Annotated in this window: 11 protein-coding genes; 4 read left to right on the top strand and 7 right to left on the bottom strand. The window is 55.5% G+C overall.

Features of this window, described 5'->3' with window-relative positions:
• Positions 1-6: 6 nt before the first annotated feature.
• Positions 7-1,200, bottom strand: a complete 1,194-nt coding sequence (locus tag B5X72_RS16860; protein WP_079718092.1) for an MFS transporter — start codon at positions 1,198-1,200, stop codon at positions 7-9.
• Here B5X72_RS16860 and B5X72_RS16855 point away from each other — a divergent pair.
• From B5X72_RS16855 to B5X72_RS16845, 3 genes are all read left to right on the top strand, one after another.
• A complete protein-coding gene (locus tag B5X72_RS16855; RefSeq protein ID WP_245826973.1) occupies positions 1,183-1,746 on the top strand; it encodes a methylated-DNA--[protein]-cysteine S-methyltransferase in 564 nt (187 codons plus the stop codon). The two genes, B5X72_RS16860 and B5X72_RS16855, sit on opposite strands and share 18 nt — an antisense overlap.
• Positions 1,747-1,852: 106 nt before the next feature.
• Complete coding sequence (locus B5X72_RS16850) at positions 1,853-2,035, top strand: hypothetical protein (protein ID WP_079718090.1); 183 nt, start codon at positions 1,853-1,855, stop codon at positions 2,033-2,035.
• Between the two features lie 70 nt (positions 2,036-2,105).
• Entirely contained in the window at positions 2,106-5,414 is a 3,309-nt protein-coding gene (locus tag B5X72_RS16845; protein ID WP_079718089.1) for a UvrD-helicase domain-containing protein, read from the top strand.
• Here B5X72_RS16845 and B5X72_RS16840 read toward each other — a convergent pair.
• Both B5X72_RS16840 and B5X72_RS16835 read right to left on the bottom strand, forming a co-directional pair.
• Positions 5,391-6,335 carry an NAD-dependent epimerase/dehydratase family protein gene (locus B5X72_RS16840; protein WP_079718088.1) on the bottom strand — a complete coding sequence of 315 codons (945 nt, stop codon included), beginning with the start codon at positions 6,333-6,335 and terminating at the stop codon, positions 5,391-5,393. The genes B5X72_RS16845 and B5X72_RS16840 overlap by 24 nt on opposite strands.
• A 57-nt stretch (positions 6,336-6,392) precedes the next feature.
• The gene (locus B5X72_RS16835; RefSeq protein WP_200121480.1) at positions 6,393-7,115 is read right to left on the bottom strand and encodes a Crp/Fnr family transcriptional regulator; all 723 of its coding nucleotides are present in this window, start codon (positions 7,113-7,115) and stop codon (positions 6,393-6,395) included.
• A 39-nt stretch (positions 7,116-7,154) separates the two neighbouring features.
• Here B5X72_RS16835 and B5X72_RS16830 point away from each other — a divergent pair, with 39 nt between their 5' ends.
• The gene (locus B5X72_RS16830) at positions 7,155-10,052 is read left to right on the top strand and encodes a PD-(D/E)XK nuclease family protein (protein ID WP_079718086.1); all 2,898 of its coding nucleotides are present in this window, start codon (positions 7,155-7,157) and stop codon (positions 10,050-10,052) included.
• Between the two features lie 6 nt (positions 10,053-10,058).
• Here the strand turns inward: B5X72_RS16830 and B5X72_RS16825 are convergent, their stop codons facing one another.
• From B5X72_RS16825 to thiE, 4 genes are read right to left on the bottom strand one after another with little or no spacing between them, the layout of a single operon-like run.
• Entirely contained in the window at positions 10,059-11,096 is a 1,038-nt protein-coding gene (locus B5X72_RS16825) for a HesA/MoeB/ThiF family protein (protein ID WP_079718085.1), read from the bottom strand.
• 13 nt (positions 11,097-11,109) lie between these two features.
• Positions 11,110-12,261: a 2-iminoacetate synthase ThiH gene (gene thiH, locus B5X72_RS16820; RefSeq protein ID WP_079718084.1), complete on the bottom strand. Its 1,152-nt coding sequence runs from the start codon at positions 12,259-12,261 to the stop codon at positions 11,110-11,112.
• A 5-nt stretch (positions 12,262-12,266) separates the two neighbouring features.
• Positions 12,267-13,040, bottom strand: coding sequence for a thiazole synthase (locus tag B5X72_RS16815; RefSeq protein WP_079718083.1), 774 nt, complete (start codon positions 13,038-13,040; stop codon positions 12,267-12,269).
• Positions 13,015-13,737, bottom strand: a complete 723-nt coding sequence (gene thiE / locus B5X72_RS16810) for a thiamine phosphate synthase (protein WP_079718082.1) — start codon at positions 13,735-13,737, stop codon at positions 13,015-13,017. Before thiE ends, B5X72_RS16815 begins: the two co-directional genes overlap by 26 nt.
• Positions 13,738-13,739 lie beyond the last annotated feature (2 nt).

Here is a 13,739-nt window from a genome sequence, read left to right as displayed (position 1 = left end):
CCGAGATCACAAGTTGGTAATTTTTTCGCCGCTGCTGTCGTTCCGGTAGCCCAAAAGATATAACCAGGCAATGACTGCTACACCAGCAGCGCCATATAGAATAAGCGGTATACGGAAAACCGCATCATGGTATATCCAACCCGACACCAATGCCCCGATACCGATTCCTGCCTCTAGCGCGATATACATGGTAGCCATTGCTTTGCCACGATGTTGAGGATGGCTGAGGTCTATCGTCCAAGCGTTTACCGCCGGAGAAAGAATACCGGTAGCGATCCCGTATACGGCCGCCCCCACCATCAGCCAAAGGAGGTTATCGCCCCAGCCCAATATAGATAACGATAATATAAGGGCAATCAGCCCATACTTGATCACCACCACCCGACCATACTGATCGGAAAGCCGGCCAGCAACGAAGCGAATCAACAATGAAGCGATCGTAAAAACGACGAAAAACACGCCCCGGTTGGCCACACCGAGATGCCCCGACCAGTCGGGAATCAGCGTCAAAATGACTCCATAGGCCACATAAGACAGCAAGGTAACAATGGCCGCTGGCATTACGCGGCCATCAATGATATCCGTGCGCGCGATGCGGAAGGATGACCACCGCAACGGTTGCCGCTGTTCCGGAGCTAAAGTCTCCTTCATATTCATCAATATCACGATGGAAAGCAATGCAAAAACTGACGAGCAATAAAATAATGCATCGATGGAATAATATTGGCTGATGGCACTGCCCACCGCCGGACCAATGGCCATCCCCATGCTGAAGCAAAGCCCGTGGATACCCGCCGCTTCACCCCAACGCGCCCTGGGCACCACATCAGCCACGTACGCTGCTGTGGCCGTGGGCTTGAAACCAGTGGAAAATCCGTGAACAAGCCTTAGGAACAGGAAGCCCGCCACACTGCCCAGCACAGGATAAAGGAATCCGCATACAAAACAAACCACAGATCCCACAGCCATCACCGGCACACGGCCTATCGTGTCGGTCAACTTGCCGCTGAACGGGCGAGAAATACCGGCCGTAAGCGTAAACAGGGCAATGATAAGCCCTTTGTATTCACCGCCGCCCAAGCTGCTCAAGTATGCCGGCAGCTCGGGAATCAGCATGTTAAAACTCGCAGAAAACAGTAGCGAGCTCAGGCAAAGTAAGGCAAATGGTATATTATAGATGGGATGCGAGAAACGCTGCATGGTGGTGGCAAAGTTAAAGAAATCATCCGGCAAGCTGACGGAAATTCAGTATCATTGCGTATGGAGCCCCAAGAAGCCTTTATACAGACCCCGCTCGGTATTACTGCCATCAAAGGCAGCACAAGCGGCCTTACATCGATTTCCATCTCCGATCCAGGAACCACACCAACTTCGGCAATTGTTCCAGAGAGTCTCAAACCAGCGGTGAAACAGCTGCAGGAATACTTTGACGGGAAACGCACGACGTTCGACTTGTCGCTGAATTTTAAAGGCACCGACTTTCAACGTCGGGTTTGGCAGGCTTTACTTGACATCCCGTTTGGGAAAACCTGCTCCTATCTGGAGCTCGCACGGAGGTTAGGCGATGTGAAAGCTATTCGTGCAGTAGCGGCGGCCAACGGACAAAACCCCTTTTGGATTGTGGTGCCATGCCACCGGATCATCGGCAGTGACGGCTCCCTCATCGGCTATGCGGGAGGACTGTGGCGGAAAAAATGGTTACTCGAACATGAAAGCCCCTATAAACAACAGTCGCTGTTCGTGTAAAGAAAGTATACACGGAGCCTGTGGTTTTATATTCGGGAAAACATCGACTGCTCCTGATTGTTTTCCTTCAAACGGAATGTTCCGTACAGCAAACAAGTAGTTAGCCATGAACGACAACAAGAAAACAACACCACCGGAAAATGAGGAAAAAGACGATCTGAAGGAAACAGAGAAGGACGAAGAAAGGGAAAAACAAGAGCGTAGGATGGACGAGGAAGTCGAGCAAACCTTTCCGGCCAGCGACCCGCCCTCCTATTCGCAACCTGGGCACGGTAAGCGCAAATCGTAAGTCGGCATGTATAAGGAAGGAAGGCGGCTGTGCGTAAAATTCCTTATCTTCATCCCGAAAATACAGGACAATGCCCACCGTACCTCCACTGAAAATACTGAAAGCCTCCGCTGGGTCCGGCAAGACCTTCAGCCTTACGGCGCATTACCTCACGCTGCTGTTTTCAGGCGAAACCAAATATCGGGAGATACTGGCCATCACATTTACCAACAAGGCCACAGCCGAAATGAAAGGCCGCATCCTTGAGGTGCTGGAAGCACTGGCCATCGGGGATGGAAAGCAAACGGATAAAGCCACCGGCTACCGCGAAATCCTGCTGGAAGCTTATCCGCAGTGGGATGCGGTCACGTTGCAGCAACGTGCAGCGGCGGTGTACCGCAAAATCCTGCACGATTACAGCCGCTTCGCCGTGAGCACCATCGATGGGTTTACGCAGAAGGTTATCCGCGGCTTCACGTTCGAACTGGGTATCGACGCGGGATATAAACTGGAAATGAACATCCGCAAGGTCAAAGCCGACCTCGTGCTCCGCCTCAACCGCCTGCTGGACGAGCGCCCGGACCTGCTGCAGTGGATCATGGACTACGCACAGGTGCGGATAGACCGGGATGAAAACTGGAACTACCGCTGGGCGCTGAGCGATCTGGCTTCGGAAATCTTTAAGGAAGATTTCCAGGACTTCGACAAGGCGGTAGCGGACATCCCCGAACAGGAGCTGTTTGCCAGCTTGGACAGCTACTGCAAAGCGGCCATCAAGCAGTTTGAGGATGCTTTTGAGCAGCTGCTCAAAATGGCCGCCGATACCTTCGCCGCCTCGGGTGTGGATGTGATGGATATGGCGGGGAAGTCGCGCAACCAGCTGGGTAAGCTGGCCAGCCTCTCAGCGCAGAACCCGCACGATACCGTTAAAAAACTGGAGAAGTACATCCACAACCCGGATGAATGGCAGAAAGGCGGGTTGACGGGGCAGATGGCTTCGCTGTATGGCAAGCTGAACCCGGTATTGGAAAGGCTGTACAACCTGTACACGGAGCAAAGCCCGGATTACTACCTGGCCAAAGCCATCGACGAGAACCTCTATTACCTGCGCCTCCTAAAAGAAATGAGTACCCTGCTCGCAGAATGGCGCCGGGATAACGGCGCCCAGCTCATCAGTGATGCGCAGATACTGCTCAATAACATCGGCGTTAATGAGTCGGGCGACCCGACCTTCATCTGGGAAAAGACGGGCAACCGCTTCCGCCATTTTCTCTTCGATGAATTTCAGGACACGTCGCGCAAGCAATGGGACAACCTGCGCCCGCTGCTCATCAACGCCATGGGAAATGCATCGGGCCGACATGCCGAACACCTCATCGTGGGGGATGTCAAGCAAAGTATCTACCGCTGGCGCAATGGCGACTGGCGCATCCTGCTGGACCGTGCGGAGCAGCAGATCGGCACGGCATTCAACGTAACGGATACCGCTGCACTCATCCGCAATGAAACACTGGAAGTCAATTACCGCAGCCATGCCAACATTGTGGCCTTCAACAACCGCATTTTCGAACGTGCCCCCCAGTGGCTGCAGCAACGCCTCAATGACCGTATCCTCACCGAACTGGGCGAAGAGCAATATGCACGCTGGTGGAAACCCTCCGGCAACCACGATACCATCATCCGGGCTTACCGGGATAGCCACCAGCAACTACCGTCCAGCGCAAAGAAGCCAGGCGGTACCGTACAGGTGGAATTCATCGATGTAACGAGCAACAACCACCGCGCCAGCGCAGTGAAGGAAGAAGCACTCACCCGGTTGGCCGGTACGCTCATCGGCTGGCTGTCCGCGGGCACCTACCGGCCGGGGCAAATCGGCATCCTCGTACGCACCAACAACGAAGCCCGGGAAGTCATCCAGTACCTGCTCGATAAACAACGGGAAGCGTCCTTGACATTTGACGTGATATCGGGCGATGCGCTGGCCCTGGCCAATCACCCTGCCATCCGGCTGCTGGTAGACACCCTGCGCGCGTTGGTAGGTAAACTGCCCGACGCGGCATTGTATACAGCCAACTGTGTGCACCTGTACAGCCAACTGCTCCGCCCGGGCGAAGCAGTATTGCCGGATGACTGGACGCGGATAAGCACCTGCAAGCCCACGGAACTGGCGGGACTGCTGCCCGAACCGCTGTGCAGCAATTGGGAGGCATGGTCGCAGTTGCCGCTGGCCGAACTCATCGAGTCGCTTATCGTGGCATATGGGCTGCAGAAAAACGAGGAAAGCCTTCCCTACCTCTTTGCCTTCCGCGACCTCATTGCCGCGTTTACGGCCACTGGCGAGCGCGGAATACCGGCATTCCTCACTTACTGGGAAGAGGATGGCATCGACCGGGCACTACCTGCCGCGGGCGGGTCAGACGCCGTAGAGGTCTTGACCATCCATAAATCCAAGGGACTGGCGTTTGATGTGGTGATGATTCCCTTCTGCAGCTGGCCCATCGACGGGCGTACCAACGGCAATTTCTGGGTAGGTACCGAAGACACGCCCTATGCGCTGCTGCACAAAACCCCCGTCAAGTACAAGAGCGACCTTGGCAAGTCGCGCCTATACCAAGCATATTTCGAAGAGATGCTGTTCAACTACATGGATGCCCTCAACACACTTTACGTAGCCACTACCCGCACGCGCAAACACCTCTATGTTACCGCTCCCGGCAAGAAAGGCGATAGCGAAATCAACACACTGCTTGCCGGTGACCTGCTGCTTGAGGTATTGCCCGGCATTGCGGATGAACTGGAAGTGGCGTTCCGCAGCGGCATCCAGGTGGGTGACGTTCCAGCACCGGATACCCGCGTAACCGAAGCCCCCGCGCCCGACGGCTGGTCTTTTGCCTACTACCCCGCCTCCGCGCGGCTGAAGGAGGAGCTGGTCCGGCCGGAGATACAGGCCGAACTGGACATCGTACGGCTGGATGCCGCCAAACGCCAGGGGCAATTGTTGCATGAGCTGATGGCCGGACTGGTTTCGGCAGCGGATTTGGACGCGCATTTGGACGCATTGCAGACGGAGGGCATGCTCATGGAAGAGGATCGGGCGGACGTACGTACCCTCGCATTGTCGACCTTGAGCCACCCGCAACTGGCCCAGTGGTTCAGCGGTGACTATGAGCACTGGAACGAGCGGAGCATCATCCTGCCGAATGGCCGCACCATGCGCCCTGACAAGGTGCTGGTAAGGCCGGATGAAACCATCGTGGTGGACTTCAAATTTACGCAGCACGAAGACGATGCACACCGCAGGCAAGTATCCGATTACATGCTGACGCTCCGAGAAATGGGCATGCCTGACGTGAAAGGGTATGTGTATTATGGAATGTTAGGCACGTTGGTGGAAGTCTGAATAGCGGGAGGCCAGCACCGCCTTCATTCCCGCCTCATAGGTTGTCGGTGTAAACCCGAATTCGCGGCAAAACCGTTCACTGTCAAAAAAATAATGCTGGTTGTACTGATATTGCATCTCTACCAACTCAGCAATTGTCCGGCTAAAAAGCCCGCCAAACCGCAGCATCCATGGCCGCAGCAGCATACATGCCGGCTTCGTGCCGTACAGGGCAGCCGCTGTTTCGATAAATTGCTGGCCGGTCCACCGCTCGGCCGAGGTAGGCAGGTGCCATACCTGGCCGTATGCACCGGCGGTATTCCCTAAAATCGCCGTAGCTTTTGCCGCATCGGGCGTATAGGTAAACGAATGGATTTTGTGAACGTCGCCTTGCCATTTGGGTTTCTTTCCTTTCGCCATATCCTCCAGCACCAGCAGATTGAGCAACCCGTTACTAGCGTCCGGTCCATAGAAATCGGCACTTCGTGCAATGAGTGCTCGCAACGACTGATCAGCCATAGCTTTATCAATCATACGCACCAATTGCGCGCGCACTTTTCCCTTCCTGGAAGGCGGATCTATCCGGCTCTTCTCGGTCATATGTGGGATACTGTCTTTATCATACATGTATACATTATCGAAAAACACCAACCGGCTCTGATGCGCTAAGCAGGCATCGATCACATGCTGCATTACCGTCGGCCATTGGCGCTGCCATACCCGGCTGTCATAAGGCAATCCGACTGTCAGATATACCACATCCGAGCCTGCAACGGCTTCCGATACCCGCGAGGCATCCAATAAATCTGCAGGGAATAACTCGTCATTTTCATTTACGCGTGTGGGATTGCGGGCGACCAGTCTTACCTTTGAGGTGAACGCCGTCAGTTCCTTCGCCAACAGGTTACCGATTGCTCCCCCAGAACCTAATATCGTTTGCATACCAATTAATTTTATACAAAACTACGGTGCGGTATTTATCTCGGACGATGACTTGGGTTAAGATTTTTGATTGGCAATCATCCGTTTTCTAATTCTGCTGAGGCTTTCGGGTGCCACGCCAAGATATTGGGCGATATACCGCTGCGGCACGCGCCGCAGCATCTCGGGGTTTGTCTTCGTCAGTTCTTCAATCTGCTCTTCGGGCGTTTTGGACAAAAGCGATCGAATCCGCCGGATAGTATCAGTAGCTAAATTTTCGACAATCAGGCCGAACAGCGAGGCTACAGCCGGCGACTCCTTAAGGCAGGTTACGGCATCCTCGCAAGTCAACACCAGACAAGCTGCAGGCTCTAAGGCAATAATATGCGTGGCCGATTTCGCCTGCCTTGAAAAACTCTCCAAATCGGTCACAAACTGATGCTCAAAAGTAAAGTTACATGTTCGTTCATCACCGCGCTCATTGAAGAAATATTGACGCAACGCGCCTTTCATCACAAAAAACACTTCATGAGCCACCTCGCCTTCCTTAAGCAATAATTCTCCGCGTTGATACTGCTTCTTCTTGAAAAAAGAATAGAAATATGCCGCATCCTCTTCGGATATCGGCACATATTTTCGCAAAGCAGCCAAAAAGTTATCCATGGCTTTAAAGGTACAGAAACTTCCTTGCTGCCGCAAATCGGCCTTAAGGGCGACCGCCTGTAACCCGCGTCCGGAGTGGTCGTTGCAATGGGTGGTTGAACGAAGACAATTGCCCGTTAATTTGTAAACGATTTTCATTATGTTTGCTCGGCGAACGTTAAACTCCAGATTCCCGGCATGCCCCCATTCCTCAGACAAGTTGCAGCAGATTTATTATCGCGCTTTGGCGATGACCTGAAAGACGTGGCTGTCGTGCTGACCAACAAGCGTCCCATCGTATTCCTGCGGAAGCACCTGGCCGACCTGTCGGGCAAGCCGCTTTGGAGTCCGTCATTTTTTACCATCCAGGAATTTCTTCGGCAGTCGGCTTCCCTGCCGGAAGCCAGTCCGCTCACCCAATTTTTTGTCCTGCATGGCCTGCATAACGGATTGCTGCGGGAGGAGGGACGGCCCGAGGAGTCGCCGGATGAGTTTTATCCCCTGGCCGAAACCATCCTGAGTGATTTTGCCCAGCTGGACTATGACCTCGTGCAGCCGGAAGAAGTTTACGCCGAGCTGCGCGACATCGCCCTGCTTCAGCAGCGCTTCCCCCACCTCTCGGCCGAACAGCAGCGGTTTATGCGGCAGTTTTGGGAGTCGTTTTCCGTGGGCAAACAAACGGCCATCCAGCAGAAATTTCTGCAGCTGTGGGGGCGCCTGCCGCGGCTGTACCAACGGTTCAAAGAAGAATTGGCCCGCCAGCGGCTGGCCACAACGGCTGGCATTTACCGCGACCTCGTGGAGGGGCGCGCCGCCAACCCTAATTTCCTTGCGGCATATAAACAGGCCGCATTTGTAGGCTTCAACGCGCTCAACCGTTGCGAAGCAAGCCTGTTCACCCGGTGGCAAGACGCCGGAAAGGCGTTGTTCTATTTCGACGCAGACAGCTACTACCTCGATGACGAGTTGCAGGAGGCTGGGCTCTTCCTCCGCAAAAATATCCGGCAATACGGCCTTCGGAATGCGCTGGGCGATTTCCCGGCCGTATTGGGCGCAAAAACCGACCGCATTGAGCTGTTGGCTACCGCGGGCAAGGTGGCACAGGCCAAACTCCTGCCGAACTTGTTGGCCGACCGGGCGGCGGACCGTGAGGCGCCCACCAGCACGGCCGTCATCCTCGCTGATGAGAGCCTGTTGATTCCGGTGTTGCAAAGTTTGCCGGATGGCCTGGATTTTAACGTGACCATGGGCTATCCACTCATGCAGTCTACCTTGTTCGGGTACATCGACGGGTGGCTGGCCGTCCAGCAGCAGCTGGCTGCCAATCAAGGCCGTTTCGTGCATCACCTAGACGTGGAAGCCATGCTCACCCACCCGCTTAGCGGTATATCGCTTGAAGAGCGGATGGCGCTGCAAGAACAGATAACCGCCAACGAATGGCTTGAAGTGCCCGCCGCTGAACTCCGGCTGAAGTCAGGCAGCTATCCGGCCTTCTTCGTTCTGCATAGCAGCAATGAGGCCGTGCTCCAGGCACTGCACGTCTTATTGGACGGCGTGCTACACCACCGCCAGCGTACCGATACCCTGCGGCATATGGAAGCCGTGCTCATCCTGGCGGTGAAGAAAGCGCTCAATCTGCTGCAGGAAGGGCTGGCCAACCACCCTGAATTGCCGATGCCTTTCCTGTGTGCACTCATCCGGAAGGCGCTCCAAGGCGTGTCGGCTCCCATCGAAGGCGAACCGTTAAAAGGCATCCAGATTATGGGGCTGCTGGAAAGCCGCTGCCTCGACTTTGATGAAGTGTATGTCGTGGGAGCGAACGAGGGGACATTGCCCAACATCACGGCGGCGCCTACTTTTATTCCCGACTCCATCCGACGCGCACATGGGCTGCCGGTGCTGGAAAACCAGGATGCCCTCTCGGCATACCTGTTTTACCGCTTGCTGCACCACCCCAGGCGCATTACCGTGGTATACAATGCCGTGGTGGATGACAGCAACAGCGGCGAGGTGAGCCGGTTTGTACGCCAGCTGGCTTTTGAAAGCCGGTTTGCGTTTGCCCACCGCAGCCAGCAGCAACCCATCAAAACGATATCCGCACCGCCTTCGCTCAACCTGCCGAAAACCGGGGCGGCGTGGCACAAGCTGAGCCGCTACCTGGACGATACGAACCCAGACCGGCCGAAGCTCTCGGCCTCAGCGCTGACCACCTACCTGCAATCGCCCTTGCTGTTTTTCCTCAAATATGTAGCAGGCATCAAGGAACCGCCCAGGGTGACGGAGGAATTTGAGCTAAACCGACTGGGCTCCGTGGTGCACCGGGCGATGGAGGATGCGTATACCCAGCTGAAAGCGGAGAACGACCCCATCACGGCTCAAGGCATCCGCCAGCAAATTAAGGCGTTGCCGCGTACCTGCCTGCAAGCGCTGTCAAAGGAACTATACGGCGAGGCCGGAAGGATACAAACGCCCAACAGCATGCAGCGCATCCTGCTCAAGGTCGCCGAAGAGTATGCCGCGGTGTTCCTGCATTATGATGCCACGCACGTGGCCCCGCTGCGCATCGTGGAGCTGGAAAACGAGCGCGATTATTCCTTTGCCTTTCCCATTACGGTGCAGGGCCAGCCCCGCACGGTGCGGCTATACGGCATTATTGACCGGGTGGATGAAGTGAATGGCAAAACGCGCATCGTAGACTACAAAACGGGGCGCGACGAGGTGAAATACAATGGACTGGACACGCTGTTCGCACCGGCATCGGCCAAGAGCAATAAGGCGATGATCCAGACATTGTTTTATACCTATGTGTATGAGCAGGTAACAGGCAAGCGCGGCGTGGAGCCCAACCTGTACATTGCCCGCAGGCTACGCAAAGAAGGGCCGCTGTTTTACATGAGCGGGCGGGGCGGGCGGTACCTTGCCGAAGGTGCAGCATTGGAAGATATCAAAGCCCAATTCGAGGTATTCCTGCGGCAGACGCTGGAGGAGCTGTTCAACCCGGACATTCCCTTCCGCCATAATCCTGATGCGGTGCATTATCCCAACGACCCGTACCGGGAGTTTATCGGGATGCCTCACCCGGCGGAAGACGAATAACGGCAATTACCCCAACCGCTCTGCAATTGCGGCGATGCCATGTTTCTTGGCCACCTCCACGGCCATACGGCTGCGCTTCCCCGTGGTGCAGTAAAAAACAACCGTCCGGTCATTACCGGCCCATTCGGCCGCACGCTGCGGCAATTCATGAAGCGGAATGTTAATGTGGTCATCCGCGTGACCTTCTTCGTACTCCCACGCTTCCCGTACGTCCACCAACAAAGCGCCACCGGGCAGAGCACTCACTTCAACAGGCCTTCCCCCGGACTCCGCTTCCGGGACATAGCTCGTCTGTAATGCCTGGATATGCTTGTTTTCCTCAACGGCTGAAAAGCTGAACTGCTGATAACCGTTGCCGCGGATATCCACCAAAAGCAACCTGCCTGCCAGCACTTCGCCATACCCCCCTAACACTTTAAGGGCTTCATTAACCATCAGGGTACCGATGATGCCCGGCAACACGTTGAGCACGCCATCGATGGCACATGAGCCGCATTCGGCCGGCGGCTCAGGGTACAGGCAGCGGTAGGTGGGCCCTCCCGCATAATTAAATACCGACACCTGCCCCGTGTAGCGGTCGATAGCGCCCGACACGAACGGCACGCCTTGGATGACGCAGGCATCGTTGACCAAATACCGGGTTTCAAAGTTGTCCGTGCCGTCAATCACCAGGTCATGCGCGCCGACGAGCGACAGTGCATTGCTGGTTGACAGCGCTTCGGCATAGGCAGTGAACCGGACAAGCGGCTGCTGGGCGGCCAACCGCCGCACGGCCGTTTCGGCTTTGTTATTCCCGACATCGCCTGGCGAAAACAGCACCTGCCGGTGCAGGTTGTGGTAACTTACCGTGTCGGCATCGATGACGCTGAGGTGCCCTATGCCGGCCATGGCCAGGTATTGCAACACGGGGCATCCCAGCCCCCCTACCCCCACAACCAATACACGGGCGGCTTTCAGGCGCTGCTGGGCTTCCCGCCCGAAGCCGGATAATTTCAGGTGGCGGTCGAAATAATGGATTTCCGTTTGCGTCAGTTGCTGTGCCATATTCAAGGCAAACTTAACCAATTTCTTCCGGTAACGGGAATTTGCCGTTGGCTTCGCCGCCATGCAACGCGTGGTCCCAGTCCTTCCAGACGGGTTCATACCCTGCTTCCCTGATGACCTGTGCGATGATGGCCGGACTGCGCCCGTCGTCAATCTCAAACTGCTCAAGGCTCTGAGGCTCCACAGCATAACCACCGGGATTGGTCTTCGACCCGGCACTGATGGACGTAATCCCCAGCTTGATGATGTTGTCGCGAAACCGCGGGCTTTCACGGGTAGACATGGACAGTTCCACCTCGCCATTGAACAGCCGCCATGCACAGATTAGCTGCACCAATTCCCGGTCGGTGATGACCGACTTGGGCTGCAGACCGCCCACATGGGGACGTAGGCGGGGAAAGGACACCGAAAATTTGCTTTGCCAGTACGTCCGCTCAAGGTATTGCAGGTGCAGCGCCGCAAAAAAGCTATCGGTCCGCCAATCATCGAGCCCGAGCAAGGCGCCGATGCCGATTTTATGGATACCGGCCCGGCCAATACGGTCAGGGCATGCTAACCGGTAATCGAAGTTGGACTTTTTGCCCTTGGGGTGGTGCTTCCGGTAATCTTCCCGGTGGTAGGTTTCCTGATAGACGAGGATGGTATTCACGCCCCGAGCACGCAGCTCGGCATAGTCAGCCTCGTCCAATGGCTGCACTTCCATGGCAATGTGCTGGAAATGTTGTTTCACCAAGGGGAGCATCTGGCGGAAATAGGACATCCCCACGAGTTGCTGGGCCTCGCCCGTGACCAACAGGATATGCTGATACCCCATCGCCTTCACGGCAAGCAATTCCTGCAGCAGTTCTGCAGCTGTTAGCGTTTTGCGGGGGATTTGGTTATCCAGGCTGAATCCGCAGTAGGTGCAGATATTTTGGCATTCGTTGGAGAGGTATAGCGGTGCGTACAGTTGGATGGTCTTACCGAAACGTTTTTGTGTGGCCTGCTGGCTGAGTAGCGCCATCTGCTCCAGATAGGGTGCGGCCGCCGGAGAAATCAACGCCTTGAAGTCGTCCAATGTCCGTTGCTTCCTGGCCAACGCCCGCCGGACCTCCGCATCGGTCTTATTGTAAATAGACCGCAGCTCCTCGTTCCAATCGTATTGGTTGAATATCGATGTAAACATACTTTCTAATCCAAAAATGCCGTAAGCGGGCTTGTTGCGGAAGCGACCGATTGCTCGCCGGGCAGCCCGGCGAGAAAAGCCTGCCGCCCTGCACGGACCGCCCATTTGAACGCTTCAGCTATCTGCACCGGGTCGCCCGCCGTAGCCATTGCGGTATTGACCAGCACGGCATCGGCACCCAATTCCATCGCCTGTGCGGCGTGGCTGGGCGCTCCAATGCCCGCATCTATCACCACCGGTACGTTGGCCTGATCAATGATGATGCGCAGCATATCCAGCATGGCCAGCCCTTTGTTGCTGCCGATGGGTGCGCCCAATGGCATGACGGCTGCCACGCCTACTTCTTCCAGCCGTTTGCACAGCACCGGATCAGCATGGCAATACGGCAGCACCACAAAACCAAGCTTAACCAATTGCTCAGCGGCGGCCAGCGTTTCAATCGGATCGGGCATGAGGTATTTCGGGTCTGGATGAATCTCCAGTTTCAACCAGTTGGTTTCCAGCGCTTCCCGCGCCAATTGCGCAACAAATACTGCCTCCGTAGCATTACGTACGCCTGAAGTATTCGGCAGTAGTTGGATATGTGCATGTGCTAAATGCCGCAGCAAGGTATCTTCTTCCTGCCCGGTGTGCTCCACGCGCTTCAGTGCGACCGTCACAAGCTCGGTTTCCGAAGCCAGCAGGGCATTTTCCATCAGTTGATGGTCGCCGAATTTCCCTGTACCTGCAAATAAGCGGGAGGAAAATGTCTTGTCAGCTATTTTTAGTATGTCGTTCATTTTTTTGGTGATTGGTGGTCAGTGATGGGTGGTGGGTAATCGGTGAAGGGTGATGGGTGTTCAGCTGTGCGATAATGGCTTCGCAAGCGGTTGCCTTGTCCATGGCGGCGTGTATCGCTCCGGAAACAGCTACACCATGTATACCCGTATTTAGCAGTCCGCCGATATTTTCGGGGGTAATGCCGCCAATAGCTATTATCGGGATGCGGACACCGTGGATCCGCGCAGCGGCTACAATCCGGTGTATACCTTCCCCTCCCAGTACGGGGCTTAGCTTCTCCTTTGTCGATGTAAAACGGAAAGGCCCTACCCCGATGTAGTCGATGTCGTATTGGCTAAGCCGGAGCACATCGTCCAAGGTATTGGCGGTGCAGCCTATTATCTTGCCGGCACCAAGCAGATGCCGTGCCTCCGATGGGTGCATATCGTCTGCACCAAGATGCACACCGTCTGCATCCGCGGCTTTTGCCGCGTAGACATCATCGTTGATGATCAACGTGGCGCCGTAGTGTCTTATTCGCGGAAGTATCCGCAGCGCCTCAGCCAACCGCTCTTCTGTACGGGCCTCTTTCATGCGCAACTGTACCCACGAGCATCCGCCCCGACAGACGTCTTCCACCTGCTGGGCAATAGGATAATCGGGTAATGGGTGCGTGATGTAATGCAATTTATCAATGGTGTTCACGTTTCTCCTCATTA

Source organism: Parapedobacter luteus, assembly GCF_900168055.1.
GTDB classification, from domain to species: Bacteria; Bacteroidota; Bacteroidia; order Sphingobacteriales; family Sphingobacteriaceae; genus Parapedobacter; species Parapedobacter luteus.
The sequence above is the reverse complement of the archived record's forward strand: the minus strand, read 5'-3'. Positions and strand labels throughout refer to the sequence as shown.